This window comes from Stappia sp. TSB10P1A (assembly GCF_900185725.1).
In the GTDB taxonomy this organism is placed as follows: Bacteria; Pseudomonadota; Alphaproteobacteria; order Rhizobiales; family Stappiaceae; genus Stappia.
The window spans coordinates 31,851-47,163 of record NZ_FYAU01000030.1; the positions used below are offsets into that span (position 1 = coordinate 31,851).

Annotated in this window: 12 protein-coding genes; 7 read left to right on the forward strand and 5 right to left on the reverse strand. The window is 68.1% G+C overall.

The window, feature by feature from the left end:
* Positions 1-16: 16 nt before the first annotated feature.
* Entirely contained in the window at positions 17-2,749 is a 2,733-nt protein-coding gene (locus TSB10P1A_RS16345; protein ID WP_186389014.1) for an HAD-IC family P-type ATPase, read from the reverse strand.
* Between the two features lie 427 nt (positions 2,750-3,176).
* Entirely contained in the window at positions 3,177-4,589 is a 1,413-nt protein-coding gene (locus TSB10P1A_RS16350; RefSeq protein WP_186389015.1) for an amidohydrolase family protein, read from the reverse strand.
* A gap of 443 nt (positions 4,590-5,032) precedes the next feature.
* Between TSB10P1A_RS16350 and TSB10P1A_RS16355 the strand changes: the two genes are divergently transcribed.
* The 4 genes from TSB10P1A_RS16355 to TSB10P1A_RS16370 all read left to right on the forward strand — a co-directional run bounded on the left by TSB10P1A_RS16355 (position 5,033) and on the right by TSB10P1A_RS16370 (position 10,217).
* Positions 5,033-5,842, forward strand: a complete 810-nt coding sequence (locus TSB10P1A_RS16355; RefSeq protein ID WP_186389016.1) for a hypothetical protein — start codon at positions 5,033-5,035, stop codon at positions 5,840-5,842.
* Between the two features lie 400 nt (positions 5,843-6,242).
* A complete protein-coding gene (locus TSB10P1A_RS16360; RefSeq protein WP_186389017.1) occupies positions 6,243-6,791 on the forward strand; it encodes a hypothetical protein in 549 nt (182 codons plus the stop codon).
* Positions 6,775-8,934, forward strand: a complete 2,160-nt coding sequence (locus tag TSB10P1A_RS16365; RefSeq protein ID WP_186389018.1) for a bifunctional diguanylate cyclase/phosphodiesterase — start codon at positions 6,775-6,777, stop codon at positions 8,932-8,934. Before TSB10P1A_RS16360 ends, TSB10P1A_RS16365 begins: the two co-directional genes overlap by 17 nt.
* An 86-nt stretch (positions 8,935-9,020) precedes the next feature.
* On the forward strand, positions 9,021-10,217 hold the full coding sequence (locus TSB10P1A_RS16370) for a lytic murein transglycosylase (protein WP_186389019.1): 1,197 nt from the start codon (positions 9,021-9,023) through the stop codon (positions 10,215-10,217).
* Here TSB10P1A_RS16370 and TSB10P1A_RS16375 read toward each other — a convergent pair.
* The 3 genes from TSB10P1A_RS16375 to queA form a co-directional block, all read right to left on the reverse strand.
* Positions 10,214-10,561, reverse strand: coding sequence for a PilZ domain-containing protein (locus TSB10P1A_RS16375; RefSeq protein WP_186389020.1), 348 nt, complete (start codon positions 10,559-10,561; stop codon positions 10,214-10,216). The genes TSB10P1A_RS16370 and TSB10P1A_RS16375 overlap by 4 nt on opposite strands.
* 142 nt (positions 10,562-10,703) lie before the next feature.
* A complete protein-coding gene (gene tgt / locus TSB10P1A_RS16380) occupies positions 10,704-11,849 on the reverse strand; it encodes a tRNA guanosine(34) transglycosylase Tgt (RefSeq protein ID WP_186389021.1) in 1,146 nt (381 codons plus the stop codon).
* Entirely contained in the window at positions 11,846-12,943 is a 1,098-nt protein-coding gene (gene queA, locus TSB10P1A_RS16385; protein ID WP_186389022.1) for a tRNA preQ1(34) S-adenosylmethionine ribosyltransferase-isomerase QueA, read from the reverse strand. The genes tgt and queA overlap by 4 nt, the downstream gene beginning before the upstream one ends.
* A 295-nt stretch (positions 12,944-13,238) precedes the next feature.
* Here queA and TSB10P1A_RS16390 point away from each other — a divergent pair, with 295 nt between their 5' ends.
* The 3 genes from TSB10P1A_RS16390 to TSB10P1A_RS16400 all read left to right on the forward strand — a co-directional run bounded on the left by TSB10P1A_RS16390 (position 13,239) and on the right by TSB10P1A_RS16400 (position 14,207).
* The gene (locus TSB10P1A_RS16390; RefSeq protein ID WP_186389023.1) at positions 13,239-13,388 is read left to right on the forward strand and encodes a DUF1127 domain-containing protein; all 150 of its coding nucleotides are present in this window, start codon (positions 13,239-13,241) and stop codon (positions 13,386-13,388) included.
* Positions 13,389-13,703: 315 nt separating this feature from the next.
* Positions 13,704-13,856: a DUF1127 domain-containing protein gene (locus TSB10P1A_RS16395; protein WP_186389024.1), complete on the forward strand. Its 153-nt coding sequence runs from the start codon at positions 13,704-13,706 to the stop codon at positions 13,854-13,856.
* A 201-nt stretch (positions 13,857-14,057) separates the two neighbouring features.
* Positions 14,058-14,207, forward strand: coding sequence for a DUF1127 domain-containing protein (locus TSB10P1A_RS16400; protein WP_186389025.1), 150 nt, complete (start codon positions 14,058-14,060; stop codon positions 14,205-14,207).
* The last annotated feature ends 1,106 nt before the right edge of the window (positions 14,208-15,313 follow it).

A 15,313-nucleotide genomic window follows, 5' to 3' on the forward strand; every position in this document is an offset into this window, starting at 1 on the left:
TCGTCCCCCGTCCCTGTCAGTGCTCGCCGTCGCCGTTGCGGCGGAACACCAGCCGCAACTGCTTCTCGATCTCGATCAGCGCGAAGAACGCCACGCCCACCATCACGATCAGCACGCCGTCGAAGAACGGCACCGCCGCCGTGCCGAACACGATCTGCAGCGTCGGCACATAGGTGATGGCGAACTGCGCCAGCGTCACGATGATGACGCAGGCCCAGACGATCGGCGTGCCCTGCACCGCCTTCCAGGTCAGCGAGGTGCCGTAGATGTTGCGGATGAAGAACAGGTGGAAGATCTCCAGCACCACCAGCGTGTTGACCGCCATGGTGCGGGCGACATCCTGCGAGTATCCCCGGTCGATGGCGTAGAAATAGATGCCGAAGACCCCGGCCAGGATCAGCGCCGACACCATGACGATGTGCCAGAGCAGCGCCCCGCCCAGGATCGGCTGGCGGCGCGGGCGCGGTTCGCGGCGCATCGTGCCGTCCTCCGTCGGCTCGAAGGCCAGCGAGATGCCCAGCGTCACGGCGGTGATCAGGTTGACCCACAGGATCTGCACGGCGGTGATCGGCAGCGCCATGCCGAGCAGCAGCGCCAGGGCGACGGTCATCGATTCGCCGCCGCTGGTCGGCAGGGTCCAGCTCAGCACCTTCTTGATGTTGTCGTAGACGGTGCGGCCCTCGCGCACGGCGGCGGCGATCGAGGCGAAATTGTCGTCGGCGAGCACCAGGTCGGCCGCCTCCTTCGCCGCCTCGCTGCCCTTGCGGCCCATGGCGATGCCGGCATCCGCGCGCTTCAAGGCCGGCGCGTCGTTGACGCCGTCGCCGGTCATCGCGACGGTCAGGCCATGCGCCTGCAGCGCCGTCACCAGCCGCAGCTTGTGCTCCGGACTGGTGCGGGCGAAGATGTCGGTCTCCACCACCTGCGCCGAAAGCTCCGCATCGTCCATGGCGTCGAGATCGTTGCCGGTCAGCACCTTGTCGGGGTTCTTCAGGCCGATCTGCCGGCCGATGGCCGCCGCCGTGCCGGCATGGTCGCCGGTGATCATCTTCACCCGGATGCCGGCGCCGTGGCATTCGGCCACGGCGACCACCGCCTCGGGGCGCGGCGGGTCGATCAGCCCGACAAGGCCGAGGATGATGAGGCGGCCGGCCAGGTCCTCCTTGCGCAGCACGGCCGGATCGCCGGAGGGCTGCCAGGCGTCGTCGACGGTGGCAAGCGCCAGCACCCGCTGGCCGCGGCCGGCGATCGCGTCCATCTCGCGGGTCCAGAAGTCCTTGTCGAGCGGCTCGATCCCCCCTTCCGGGGTGCGCTGGCCGGCGCACATCGCCAGCACCTGCTCCGGCGCGCCCTTGACGTGAAGGTCCGTGTGGCCGTCCGGGCTGCGATGGCGCACCGCCATGTAGCGATGGGCGGCGTCGAAGGGGATCTCCGACAGCCGCGCATGATCGCCATAGGGCTCGTGGCCGTCGCCGGAGATCTTGGCGGCGAGCGCCTTCAGCGCCCCTTCCATCGGATCGCCCTCGGTGCGCCAGCCCTCCTCGTGCGGATGCAGCGCCGCGTCGTTGCACAGGGCGGCCGCCCGCGCGATTTCCGCGAGCACACCATGCTCGCCGGCCGTGACGTCCCGGTCGTCGAGCCGGATCGTCCCCTCCGGCGAGTAGCCTTCGCCGGTGACGGCGAACAGGTGGCGCGAGGTGGCGACGGTCGCCGCCAGCATCTCGTTGCGGGTCAGCGTGCCGGTCTTGTCGGAGCAGATCACCGAGACCGAGCCCAGCGTCTCGATCGCCGGCAGCCGGCGGACGATGGCGTTGCGCCTCGCCATCGCCTGCACGCCGACGGCGAGCGTGATCGTCAGGACGGCCGGCAGGCCTTCCGGAATGGCCGCGACGGCGAGGCCCACCACGGCCATGAACAGCTCGTCGAACGGCATGTGGATGACATAATAGCCCCAGGCGAGCACCAGGCCGGCGACCAGCAGGATCAGCAGGGTCAGCCAGCGGGCGAAGCCGTCGAGCTGGTGGACCAGCGGCGTCGTCAGGGTCTCGACCGACGACAGCAACCCGCTGATGCGGCCGATCTGGGTGGCCGGGCCGGTGGCGACGGCAACACCGCGGCCAGTGCCGGCGGTGACCAGCGTGCCGCTATAGGCCATGCCGTGCCGGTCGCCGAGCGGCGCGTCGGCGGCCGTGGCCTGCGTCTCCTTTTCGGACGGGACGGATTCGCCGGTCAGCAGCGCCTCGTCGATCCGCAGGCCCGCCGCCTCCAGCAGGCGCATGTCGGCCGGCACCCGCTCGCCGGGCTCCAGCAGCACGATGTCGCCGGGCACGATCTGGCTCGCCATGATCCCCTGCCGCCGGCCGTCGCGCACAACCGAACTGTGCGGCGCCAGCATGTCGCGGATCGCGTCCATCGCCTGCTCGGCCCGCCCCTCCTGGATGAAGCCGATGATTGCGTTGACGATGACCACCGCCAGGATGACGCCGGTATCGATGTAATGCTCCATCAGCGCGGTGATCGCGGCGGCGGCGATCAGCACATAGATCAGCAGGTTGTGGAACTGGCTGAGGAAGCGCACCAGCGGCCCGCGGCGCGGCGCTGCCGGCAGCCGGTTTTCCCCGTATCTGGCGAGCCGCTCGGCGACCTCGCTCGCCGACAGGCCGGCCGGCGTGGTGTCGAGGGCGGCAAGGACGGTGCCGGCATCGCGGGCATGGGCCTCGGCGATGTCTTGGTCGCGATCACTGCTCATGGGCGTTGGTCCGTGGTCTCTGGAGGGGGCGGAGGCCCGGGAAAGGTCCGGCCGAATTTGGGTCAGAGCGCCGGCAAGGCCTAGTCCGGAAAACACCTAGAGCCCTTTCGGCCAATTCGGAGCCATTCTGACGGAGCGATTTTGTGACAAGGTCAAGCAAAGGCATGCAGGCCGTATCTGGATACGGACAAGGGGCTTTGCGCTGGAATTGGCGCAAAATCGCCCGTCCCGCAGGGCTTCCGATTGGCGGGCACCCGACGCCGAACCGATCTTGCCCGATGCGAAGGCATCGCGCGGCGACCGTTTCGACGCCGGATCGCCGCTCCAATCGAGAAGCAGAATTGACTTCGAATTGGCCGAAAGGGCTCTAGGAGCAGGTCCGCGCGCGTGCGGGGATTCCGGGATGCCACTTGCCGAAAATCGCGCGCTACAGGCTGGAGCGGACCACCTCGCCGCCCTTCATGATCAGCCGCAGCGACGTGTCCGGCGTTCCCAGGAACGAGAGATCCGTCTCGGGTTCGCCGTCGACCACCAGCAGGTCTGCGAGCGCCCCCGGCGCCACGACCCCGACCGGCGCGCGGTAGGGGTTGCGGTCGCCCGACATGGCAAGCAGCTCGCCGGCACGCCCCGTTGCTGCGCGCAGGGCCTCCAGCGGGCTCATGAAGCGGGCGAGCTTGGCCAGTTGGCGACCTTGTGACGCGGACCGGCCGGGGTTCAACAGGATGTCTGTCCCGAAGGCCGAGCGCACGCCGAGACGCCTCGCCGTCTCATAGGCGCGGATCGTTCCTTCCGAGACCCGTTGCTGATCGGCGCGCTGCTTCGGATCGGGATGGACATTGGCATCCTCGTCGGAAAGGAAGGGCTGCAACGACCACCAGATGCCGTTGTCGGCCATCATCGCGACGGTCTCCTCGTCGGCGAGCTGGCCGTGCTCGATGCAGCGCACGCCGGCGCGGATGGCGCGCTGGATGCCCTTCGGCGTGTAGACGTGGACGCAGACATAGGTGCCCCAGTCGGAGGCGGCATCGACGCCGGCGCGCAGCTCCGCCTCGGTGAACTGGGTGCTGTCGAGCGGATCGTAGGCGGACGACACACCGCCGCCGGCCATCATCTTGATCTGGCTGGCCCCGCGCATCAGTTGCTCGCGAACCCGGCGCAGCACCTCGTCGGCGCCGTCGGCGATCGCGGTGACGCCGACCCGGTCGGGATAGCTCAGCGGATCGCGGTCGGCCCTCGGCAGGTCGTTGAGCATGCGAAAGTCGCCATGTCCCGAGGTCTGCGAGACCAGCGCGCCGGAGGGAAAGATCCGCGGCCCGGCGACGACGCCCTCGTCGATCGCCCGCTTCAGCGCGAAGGCGGGGCCGCCGACGTCGCGCACGGTGGTGAAGCCGCGCAACAGCGTGGCACCGGCCTCGCGCGCGGCCAGAAGATGCACATAGGCGATGTCGCCGGTGAGCGCCGTGACCTGCGAAACGCTGGCCAGCGTCGAGTGCCAGTGGCAGTCGATCAGCCCCGGCATGGCGACACGGCCGCCGCAATCGAGCCGGATTGCCTCGGCCGGTCCCTGCCCCTTTGGCGGCAAGGCGGAGACGTGGCCGTCCTCGATCAGGATGTCGACATCCTCGCGGATCGACAGTTCCTGCCCGTCGAAAAGCCGCAGATTGGTGAGGAGCAGCGGCCGGCCCGGATCGCCCGTCTGGGCGTGCGAGGAAGCAAGACCGAAACCGGCGAACATGCCCATGACCGCGGCGGCGCCGCCGATCATCTCCCGGCGCGACAGTTCGACCTCCATGCGGCGATAGGCGGCAAGCGTTTCCGGCGCCCCGCAGCGGCAGGCCATCGGAACCCGATCCTGATAGGGGGTCCCAGTGAAACAACAGGCGCACAGAAGCATCACACACCTCGCTGAACATGCCGAAACGCATGTCATTCTGGGTCGTGTTCGACAGGGCTGTCAAACCACAGGAAAGACTATCGTCAGTTTCGACAATTTACGTTCGGATATGACGAAATATTCAAGATGCCCCCGCCTCGTGATACCGGCATGACAACTGGATGAAGGGGCAGGAGAACGGCTATTCTCCAAGTCTTTCGGCCGCCTGAAACTGGCACTCTCCCGGGCGAAACGGCAACAGAAGTCGCCAAATTGCCGCTTGGGCGATTGACGCGTCGATCTGCGGGGCAGTAGCTTTCGTGTCGCCTTCGCAGCCCGCCCGCGCTGCGGGCTTGATCGCGCATTGCAAGGTGCGGGCTTGATCGCGCGTTGCAAGGAGGAGCGGCCCCATGGTTGACCGATCAGAGGGCTCTACGCCCATAGTCAGCCGGCGAATCGCCCGCGGGGCATGGTTCCTTGCCGTCCTTCTGCCGGCGCTGCTCGTAGCGGCCCAGTTGCTGGCGCGCCCTGCCCATGCCGAGGACGGCTGGCGTTTCCAGGTCACGCCCTATGCCTGGGCGCCCTCCTTGTCGGGCACCGTCAAGCCGCGCCCGTTCCTGCCGACCGCCTCCTTCGACCGTCCGTTCAGCGACATTCTCGAAAATCTCGACGGCGCCTTCTTCGTCAGCGGTACGGCCCGCTACGACCGCTTCGTGATCTTCGGCGATTTCACCTGGTCGGCCGTGACCGAGCAGGACCGCATCGCCCTGCCCTTCGCCCCCTTCGGCTTCGATGTGCACGGCCAGGTGCGGCAACTCTCTGCGACGCTCGCCGGCGGCTATTCCGTGGTCGCCCGGCCCGAGTTCACGCTCGACCTCTTGGCCGGCGCCCGCCTGTGGCATATCGACGCCAGCGTCAATATCCGCGGCACCGGCCTTGCCGCCAGCAAGAGCGATACCTGGCTCGATCCGGTGCTGGCGGCGCGGGCGCGGTGGCAGTTCGCGCCGGACTGGTCGGTGATTGCCTATACGGATGTCGGTGGCTTTGGCGCCGGCTCGAACCTGACCTGGCAGGCCGTCGGGACGCTGAACTACCGGGTGAACGACCGCGTCTTTCTGTCCGCCGGCTATCGCCACATGGCTCTCGACTATGACCGAGGCGGCATGAAGCTCGACATCGACATGACTGGACCGCTGATCGGCGCGACTTTCCGGTTCTGACACTTTCCGGTTCTGACACTTTCCGGTTCTGACGATGTGCGCCCGTCCCGCGCCGTGAGGGTGATGGGAAGACCGTGCGTTCTCGCCAGCCGCCCCGGCGAGCCGAAGGGTGCGGGTGTGGTGCGCCCCTGGCGCCCACTTCGTGACATGGATCACAGACATCCCTCGCGGTCTGTCGCAAGGGGATCTCGGCGCATGCCCTGCCCGTCGCGCGCGGTCCTCCGCCTCCCCGAAAATGGCTCAGCCGGCGTTTCGTTGCCCCAGGCCGCAGCCTCGCAACTCTTGCGGGACCCGGCACAACTGCGTGTCCGCGACCTTGGTAGCAAAAAGTTCACAACATGCCTTAAAGGCGCTTTCATGACTCGGTTGTATCGGTTTCAGTAGCGGTTTGGAGGAGTGGATGACTGGTTCCGTGCAAACCCTGACCGTTGCCTTGAGCCTGCTGGCGGCCCTGCCTGCTGCCGCGTTCGCCGAGGCCGACGGGGCGCTGTCGCCGGTCGCCGCCGCCGAGGCCTTGCACGCGCGCACGGCCGGCGCCGACCTCGACCTGGTGCGCAGCCATGTGGTGGAGCTGGCGGAACTGGCGCGCCGGCACATCGACGAAGCCGGTCTCGAAACCGCCCTGGAGGATTTCCGCAATCCGCCCTGGCTGCGCGAGGCGAACGGGTTGCACCTGTGGGGCGTCACCACCGCGGGCGTCAGTTGGTTCGACACCGGCCATCCGGAGCTGGTCGGCATCGACGTCTCCAACATCACCGACATCGAGGGCCGGTTCTGGACGCAGCTTGCGGTCGCCTCCGCTTTGGAAACGGGCGAGAAGGTGTTCCTGCTGCTCTTCCCGCATCCGAAGACTGCGAAGTCGGCGATCGGCTTCCACACCTGTTTCATGCTGGAGGACGGCGAGCGCGTCCTGTGCGCGGGGGCTTTCGAAGATGCGCCGACCGGATAGCCTGGCCGGCCGCCTCCGCTTCTCCAACTGGCCGATCCTGGCCAAGGTGATGGCGGCCCCGCTCGCGACCCTGATCGCCCTTGCGGTCATGGTCATGCTCGCCTGGCACGCGCTGACCCAGCAGCGGGCGGCGATCGTCGCCAACCTCACCCGGCTGGAGACGGTGCTGCACCGCGCCCATGAAGTGTCCCATCACCTGGCCAGCGTCGAGGCAAATCTCTACAAGCTGTCGATGTGGAGCGAGATCGGCGTGCGCGGCGGCGAGCTCGAAGGGACCCTGCGCGCGATCAATTACGGGCTCGAGCGGGCGGCCATCGACATTACCCTGCTCGACAGGGCCGGCCTCGAAGGGACGGAGGAGTTGCGGCGGGGCTTTGCCACCTATCGCCAGAACACCTCGCAGGCGGTGCTGCTGATCCTGCGCAACGCCACGCTCGGCGCGATGGCGACCCGCGGCGGCCACAAGACCTATGCCGAGGTCGAGCACCATGCCCAGGCGATCGGCGACCGGGCGAGCGAGCAGTTCCGCAGGGCGATGAGCGAGGCCGGCGCCACCTTCGACCGGCTGAACCGGCATTTCCTGATCCTCGCCCTGTTCGCCGCGCTGGTCGTGGTGGGGGTCAGCATCGCCGCCTCGCGGGCCATTGCCCGGCCGATCACCGGTCTCGTCCGTGCCATCCAGGCGCTGCTGCGCGGCGACCTGTCGACGCCGGTGCCCTGCACCGCGCGGCGCGACGAGATCGGCAGCATCGCCGGCTCCGTGCAGGAGCTCCAGCGGGCGCTGGTGCGCAATCGCGAGCTGGCGCGCGAGCGCGAGCAGAAGCAGGCGGAACTGGAATTCATCGCCGCCCATGACGGGCTGACCGGCGTCGCCAACCGCAAGGCCTTCGACGCCTATATGGACAGCGCGGCGCTCGCCGCCGGCAGCGACGGCGACCTCATCTTCCTGCTGATCGACCTCGACAGTTTCAAGCCGATCAACGACGCCTATGGCCATGCGGCCGGCGACACGGTGCTGCGGGAACTGGCGCAGCGCTATCGCGCCCTGGTGCGCCCCGGCGACATGGTCGCCCGGCTCGGCGGCGACGAATTCGCCATCACCATCGTCTCGCGGGAAGGCAGCCGCGATCCCGAGCAGTTCGCCAAGCGGGTGCTGGAGGCGACGGTGACGCCGGTGCGCCACGCCGGACGCGAGCTCCGGGTCGGCGCCAGCATCGGCGTCGCCTGCAGCCGGGAGGTTCCTTACGGGCCGCAGGCGCTGATGGCGGCGGCGGACCGGGCGATGTATGTCGCCAAACAGGAGAAGCGGCCGTCCTTCACCATCTATTCGCCGCAGATGGCGCCGCAGCGTTTCGGGCTGGAGGAGCGGGAGGAGGTCGAGCGGGCGCTGCGCGAGGGCGAATTCGTGCTGCATTACCAACCCAAGGTCGCGCTCGCCGACAATGCCCATGCCGGTTTCGAGGCCCTCGCCCGCTGGCGCCATCCGCAGCGCGGGCTCCTGATGCCCGACCAGTTCCTGCCGAAGATCGACGAGTTCGGCCTGCAGGGCGACTTCACCATGAAGGTCGCGCGGCAGGTGGTGGAGGATCTCCGGCGCTTTGCCGAGCTCGGCCTCGACAGCCGCGGCATCTCCTTCAACATGGAGGAATCCATGCTGGCGACCCGCAGCGGCATGGACGATCTGCGCCGGCTGGTGATGGAGAACCAGCAGCTCGCCCGGCTGCTCACCCTGGAGATCACCGAGGACGTGTTCATCGCCCGCGCGGCGGAGACGATCCGCGACAATGTCGACATGCTGGCCGCCCTCGGCGTCCGCATCTCGATGGACGATTTCGGCACCGGCTACGGCTCGTTCAAGCACCTGCGCGAATTCACCATCCACGAGCTGAAGGTCGACCGCGAATTCGTCGAAGGCATCGGCCGCGACCGCTCCTCGGAGGTGATCATCGACGGCTTCCTGGCGATCGCCTCGGGCCTTGGCCTGATGGTGGTGGCGGAAGGCATCGAGACGCGGGCGCAGGCCCGCTACCTGCACCAGCGCGGCTGCCAGTTCGGCCAGGGCTTCCTGTTCTGCCGCCCCCTGCCCTTCGAGGCCGCCGTCGACTATCTCGCCGAGCGGCAGCCACGCTCGCGTACCGGCTGAGCGGAATTTTGCCGCGCCGGGCTTGTTTCCGCAGGGTCGCCTCCCGCAAGATCAGGGGCGACTCGTCCAGCCGAAAGGGCCCGCCGATGATCTGCCGCCTGCCTCGCCTCTCCCTTGCCGCCGCCTGCCTCGCTGCGCTCTTCGCCACATCGCCGGCGGCGGCCGGCACGCCCTGCGGCGGCGATTTCGGCGCGTTTCTGAGCGGCGTCGCCGAGGAAGCCCGCGCCAAGGGGCTGCCGGATGCGGCGATCCGCAAGACGCTGGGCGGCGCGCAGATCGACAGGACGGTGCTGTCGCGCGACCGCGCGCAAGGCGTCTTCAAGCAGGATTTCCTCACCTTCTCCAGGCGTTCGGTCAGCGACTACCGGCTGAAGCACGGCGCCGCCAACATGAAGAAGCACGCCGCGATCTTCGCAAGGGCCGAGGCCGATTACGGCGTGCCGGCGCCGGTGATCACCGCCTTCTGGGCGCTGGAGACCGATTTCGGCGCCGTCCAGGGTGATTTCAACACGGTGAACGCGCTGGCGACGCTCGCCCATGACTGCCGCCGGCCGCAGCTCTTCCGCCCGCAGCTCATCGCCGCCATCGAGATGGTCGCCCATGGCGACCTCGACCCGGCCCGCACCACCGGCGCCTGGGCCGGCGAGATCGGCCAGGTGCAGATGCTGCCTGCGGACATCATCCGCTTCGGCAAGGACGGCGACGGCGACGGCCATGTCGACCTCAAGGGCAGTGCGCCGGACACGATCCTCACCGCCGCCGGCTTCATCAAGAGCCTCGGCTGGCGCGCCGGCGAGCCCTGGCTGACCGAGGTCAAGCTGCCCGCCAGCCTGCCCTGGGAGAAGACCGGCCTCAACTTCGACTCCACCGTCGGCGAATGGGCCAGCGCCGGCGTCACCGCCCGCCAGGGCCGTCTGCCGGCGGCGAACCTGCCCGCCGCGCTGCTGATGCCGCAGGGCCACAAGGGCCCGGCCTTCCTCGCCTACCCGAATTTCCGCGTCTATCTGGAGTGGAACCAGTCGTTCATCTACACGACGACCGCCGCCTATCTGGCAACGCGGCTCGCCGGCGCCCCCCGCTACGATCCGGGCAATCCGGACCCCGGCCTGTCGGACGCGCAGATGAAGCAGTTGCAGGAAAAGCTTGCCGCAAGGGGCCATGACGTCGGCAAGATCGACGGCATCCTCGGCGCCGGCACCCGCGCGGCGGTGCGGGCCGAGCAACTGCGCCTCGGCATTCCGGCGGACGGCTGGCCGACGCCCGCGCTCCTTTCTCGGCTCTAACCGATCTCGACACGTTCATCGAACGTATCGACCGGGGGAACGTGCGGCCTGCCGGCTACCGCGTGCGCCTCGCTCGCCTTCTTGTGCAGGAAGCGGATGCCCGCCTCGTCACCCTGCATCCAGACCAGTTCCGCATCGACCGTGATGGCGCGCCGGGGAAACTCGAAGGCAAACCGCTCGGCGAGCATGTGCTGGCCGGCGAGGCGCACACGGCAGCCGGTGATGCTGAGATCCTCGACCATGCAGGAGATCGACACGCCCCGGTCGACGATGATGGCGGGAATTCGACAAGGGGCTCTGGGGGCCGAGCGAAGCTCGCCGCGCACCTTCGGCTTGTGACGCATTCGGGAAATCCTCTGGCCGGACGGAGCGCCGGTTCGGGAATAAGCAATTGAATACAGCCTGATAGCTCCGATCGCGTGAACGGATGGTAAAGCGCGCGGAAGATTTCACGGGGACGGTTGCGCCCGCCGGCGCGCAGGCCCGTCAGTCTCGCGGCGCCAGATCTCCGCGGGCCCAGTCCTCGCGCGTCTTCGCCCGGAAATCCTCGAACCGGCCCTCCTCGATCGCCGCGCGCATCTCGCGCATCAAGGTCTGGTAATAGGCGAGATTGGTCCAGGTCAGCAGCATCGCGGCCAGCCCCTCGCCCGCCTTCACCAGATGGTGCAGATAGGCGCGCGAATAGTCCCGCGCCGCCGGGCAGTCCGAGGCCTCGTCCAGCGGGCGCGGATCGTCCGCATGGCGGGCATTCTTCAGGTTCACCTTGCCGTAGCGGGTATAGGCGAGGCCATGGCGGCCGGCCCGCGTCGGCATCACGCAGTCGAACTGGTCGATGCCGCGCGCGACGCTCTCCAGGATGTCCTCCGGCGTGCCGACGCCCATCAGATAGCGCGGCTTGTCCACCGGCATCGCCGGGGTGGTGATCTCCAGCATCGCCAGCATCACCTCCTGCGGCTCGCCGACCGCCAGCCCGCCGACCGAATAGCCCTCGAACGGCATCTGCCCCAGCGCCTCAGCCGACGCGATGCGCAGGTCCGGCACGTCGCCGCCCTGGACGATGCCGTAGAGCGCCTGGCCGCGCCCCGGCCCGCCCATCGTCTCGAACTGCGCGCGCGAGCGTTCCGCCCAGCGGAGCGACAGGCGCATGGCCCGCTCCACGTCCTCGCGCGGCGCCGGCAGCGCGATGCATTCGTCGAGCTGCATCTGGATGTCGGAACCGAGCAACTGCTGGATCTCGACCGAGCGTTCCGGCGTCATCACATGGCGCGAGCCGTCGATATGGCTCTGGAAGGTGACGCCGTCCTCGGTCAACTTGCGCAACTGCGCCAGCGACATCACCTGGAAACCGCCCGAGTCGGTCAGGATCGTGTGCGGCCAGTTCATGAAGCGGTGCAGCCCGCCGAGCCGGGCGATGCGCTCGGCGCCCGGCCGCAGCATCAGGTGATAGGTGTTGCCCAGCACCACGTCGGCGCCGAGCTCCCGCACCTGGTCCGGATACATCGCCTTGACGGTCGCCTGCGTGCCCACCGGCATGAAGGCCGGCGTTGCGACCCGTCCGTGCGGCGTGACGATCTCGCCGCGCCGGGCCATGCCGTCGGTTGCAAGGAGGCGGAAGGAAAACGGCGCGGTCATGCAGGATCCTTGGGGAAGAGCAGCGAGGCGTCGCCATAGGAATAGAAGCGATAGCCGGTGGCGATGGCATGGGCATAGGCCTTGCGCATCGTCTCAAGGCCCGACAGCGCCGACACCAGCATGAACAGGGTCGAGCGCGGCAGGTGGAAATTGGTCATCAACGCGTCGATGGCGCGGAACCGGTAGCCCGGCGTGATGAAGATCGATGTTTCGCCGGCAAAGGGCGCCAGCCCCTCCTCGCCCTGCGCCGCGCTTTCCAGGATGCGCAGCGAGGTGGTGCCGACGGCGACGACCCTGTTGCCGCGTGCCCGCACGGCGCGCAGCGCCGCGACCGTTTCCGCGCTCACCTCGCCCCATTCGGCATGCATGTGGTGCTCGTCGGTGTCGTCCGCCTTGACGGGCAGGAACGTGCCCGCCCCCACATGCAGTGTCACCCGGTGCCGCTCGATGCCGCGCGCGTCGAGCGCCGCCAGCAGATCGTCGGTGAAATGGAGGCCGGCGGTCGGCGCGGCGACGGCCCCGTCCTTTTCCGCGAAGATCGTCTGGTAGTCCTGCCGGTCCTGTTCGTCCTCGCCGCGCTTGGTCGCGATATAGGGCGGCAGCGGGATATGGCCGACGGCGGCGATCGCCTCGTCCAGCATCGGGCCGGCGAGGTCGAAGGCGAGCAGCACCTCGCCGCTCTCGCGCTTGTCCGCGACGGTCGCGTCCAGCGTGCCGAGCAGGCAGGCCTTGCCTTCTCCGCCGAACCGTACCCGGTCGCCGATGATCAGCTTCTTGGCCGGGCGCACGAAGGCCCACCAGCGGTCGCCTCCGGCGCGCAGGTGCAGCGTCGCGCCGATCCGCGCCACCGCCTCGCCGCGCGTGCGCGTGCCCTCGAGCTGCGCCGGGATCACCCGCGTGTCGTTGAAGACCAGCGCGTCGCCCGGCTCCAGCAGCATCGGCAGGTCGCGCACGCCCCGATCCTCCAGCACCTCGCCCGGCAGCGGCGCGCCGTTCGGGCGCACCACCAGCAGGCGCGCGGCATCGCGCGGACGGGCCGGGCGCAGTGCGATGCGCTCCGGCGGCAGCTCGAAGTCGAAATCGTCGACGCGCATGGCCTTGGCTGAAACCCGGTGAAAGATGGCATTGGCTCAGGGGTTCGGCTCTTAGCTCTCCCCTGCCGCGCGGTCAACCGCGCGCCCTTTCCGCCCGCTCCGGCGGCTCTTCCGAGTCGCCGGCATAACGAGCGCGCGCGCAACTATTTTGCGATGCACAATCTGCATAGCTGCTGTGCACTATCTGCGCTTTTTTTCGGCACCTGAAAAAACTACCTTCTGGTCATCGGATCGGAGCGCTGACGAGGAATGACCCAGGCAGCCAACTCCCACATGTCGTGCATATGAGGTTGCCATGTTCGACACTCTCGCTCGCAAATACCGCAACTGGCGGACCTACCAGACCACCGTTTCCGAGCTGTCGCGGCTGACCACCCGCGAGCTCAACGATCTCGGCATCGCCCGCGGCGACATTCCCTTCATCGCCCGGAACGCCAGCCGTTAACAGTTCACGTTCAAGGAGATAGACCTCCTCCCCTGTCTCCTGACGTGTTGCCGACGGGATATCCTCCTCCCAATCCCGTTCGGACATTGCGACGCCCGCCGGTACCTCCTCCCACCGGCGGGCGTCGCTTTTTTCTTGGGCATGCCCGCTGGGTGTGCGACCTCGGCGAAAGCCGCAATCCGGGCATGCGAAAATAGCGCCTCACAAACGGCGCGACGCAGCCCATATCAGTGTCACCGAACGATGACGCAGCGCAAAAAATGAGCGAAGAGCGGCCGCTTCGGGAGCAATAAGAAAAAGATCACGGAGTTCGACATGTTCACGACCCTCGCTCGCAAATACCGCAACTGGCGGGCCTATCACAGCACCGTCACGGAGCTGTCGCGCCTGACCCCGCGCGAGCTTGACGATCTCGGCATCTCGCGTGGCGAGATCCCGACCGTCGCTCGCCGCGCGGTGATCGGCTGATCCCATCTCGAACCGGCGGGTCTTCTCCTCCCGGACCCGTCAGTCGAACGCGCCGCCCGCCGGTACCCTCCTCCCGACCGGCGGGCGGGCGCAACCCCAACGAAACACCGGCTTCGCCGCAGTGCGGCGGTTCGGGATGCTGGCGCCCAATCCGCGCCACCCCGGCCCCCCGGCGCCAGCCCCGACATCAGGACCGACATCATGTTCAACACCCTCGTTCGCAAGTACAATTCCTGGCAGCAGTACCGTCGCACCTATGACGAGCTGTCCCGCCTGTCCAATCGCGAGCTCAGCGATCTGGGAATCGGCCGCGGCGATATCGATTTCATCGCCCGCAGCCACACCCGCTGAGACGACGCACAGCCCTCGCGGGGGCACCGCAAACGGAAGACGCCGTCCCTTCGGGGGCGGCGTTTTCTTTTAAGCTATTGAAAAAAATCAACTTTCAAAATTTTATGCTGCTCTGCACAAAAAGCAGGGCTGATATGCAACATCGTCTCTTTAAACAGGGGCGCGACTCCCCCATATCTCAACCAACGGAGCAAGCGATCCTCCTCCCACGCTTCGCTCCCGTACCGGCCGGTGTTCCTCCTCCCTCACCGGCCACCCAAAACGACGCCCACCGGTACCTCCTCCCACCGGTGGGCGTTCGTTTTTGTCCTTCCCTTTTCCCGGCTCCCCTTTTCCCGGCATCTTCCGCAGGCCCGCCGTCGTCCTCCCTTGCGCATACCTCTCCCGGCGTCATCCCTTGCGCAAACCTCTCCCCGCGTCTTCCCGGACGAGGCCGAAGGCCGAAGATCCGGGACCGGGGAGCCCCGGCGGTTGTGGTGTTGTTCGGGCGTGCTGCCGCCAGCGCCCTCGGCTCTCCGATCCCGCATCTTCGCTGCGCTTCGTGCGGGATGACGAGGAGAGAGGTTTGCGCATCTCACATCCGCTCTGGCAACCAATAGACCCCGGGTCGCGCTTCGCTTGCCCGGCGTGACGGTCGAGGGGATGCAAGGCCGTTCCTCCCTCTCAGGACGTCGTCCCGGCCGCGCGCAAGCGCAGAGCCGGGACCCATTGGCGACCTCAGCGGGCGCGAGGCGGGCCGACGGGGCCAGCCACCCTCTCCGCCCGTCAAACCCGGACGCTACGGTGACGGACGACTTTGCGCATACCTCTCCCGGCGTCATCCCGGGCAAGGCGCAGCGCAGAACCGGGAACCACTGGCGCCCTCAGCAGGCGCGAGGCGAGCCGACGGGGCAGCCTGGCTCATGCGCTCCAGCCTCTCCCCGCGTCTTCCCGGACGAGGCCGCAGGCCGAAGATCCGGGACCGGGGAGCCCCGGCGCTCAAGGGGCGTCCGGGGAGCGCACCTCACAGGCCCTCGGCTCTCCGATCCCGCATCTGGCTCACGCTTCGTGCGGGATGACGCGGGGAGGAGTTAAGGGGCTCCCGCAACCGCTCTGGCAACCAATCA

What these genes read in the sequence shown, in the direction of transcription:
- queA (WP_186389022.1), bottom strand. Translation starts at nt 12,943, where the DNA reads ATGCGCGTCGACGATTTCGACTTCGAGCTGCCGCCGGAGCGCATCGCA.
- TSB10P1A_RS16360 (WP_186389017.1), top strand. Translation starts at nt 6,243, where the DNA reads ATGACTGGTTCCGTGCAAACCCTGACCGTTGCCTTGAGCCTGCTGGCG.
- TSB10P1A_RS16345 (WP_186389014.1), bottom strand. Translation starts at nt 2,749, where the DNA reads ATGAGCAGTGATCGCGACCAAGACATCGCCGAGGCCCATGCCCGCGAT.
- TSB10P1A_RS16390 (WP_186389023.1), top strand. Translation starts at nt 13,239, where the DNA reads ATGTTCGACACTCTCGCTCGCAAATACCGCAACTGGCGGACCTACCAG.
- TSB10P1A_RS16395 (WP_186389024.1), top strand. Translation starts at nt 13,704, where the DNA reads ATGTTCACGACCCTCGCTCGCAAATACCGCAACTGGCGGGCCTATCAC.
- TSB10P1A_RS16350 (WP_186389015.1), bottom strand. Translation starts at nt 4,589, where the DNA reads ATGGCCTGCCGCTGCGGGGCGCCGGAAACGCTTGCCGCCTATCGCCGC.
- TSB10P1A_RS16355 (WP_186389016.1), top strand. Translation starts at nt 5,033, where the DNA reads ATGGTTGACCGATCAGAGGGCTCTACGCCCATAGTCAGCCGGCGAATC.
- TSB10P1A_RS16375 (WP_186389020.1), bottom strand. Translation starts at nt 10,561, where the DNA reads ATGCGTCACAAGCCGAAGGTGCGCGGCGAGCTTCGCTCGGCCCCCAGA.
- TSB10P1A_RS16365 (WP_186389018.1), top strand. Translation starts at nt 6,775, where the DNA reads ATGCGCCGACCGGATAGCCTGGCCGGCCGCCTCCGCTTCTCCAACTGG.
- TSB10P1A_RS16370 (WP_186389019.1), top strand. Translation starts at nt 9,021, where the DNA reads ATGATCTGCCGCCTGCCTCGCCTCTCCCTTGCCGCCGCCTGCCTCGCT.
- TSB10P1A_RS16400 (WP_186389025.1), top strand. Translation starts at nt 14,058, where the DNA reads ATGTTCAACACCCTCGTTCGCAAGTACAATTCCTGGCAGCAGTACCGT.
- tgt (WP_186389021.1), bottom strand. Translation starts at nt 11,849, where the DNA reads ATGACCGCGCCGTTTTCCTTCCGCCTCCTTGCAACCGACGGCATGGCC.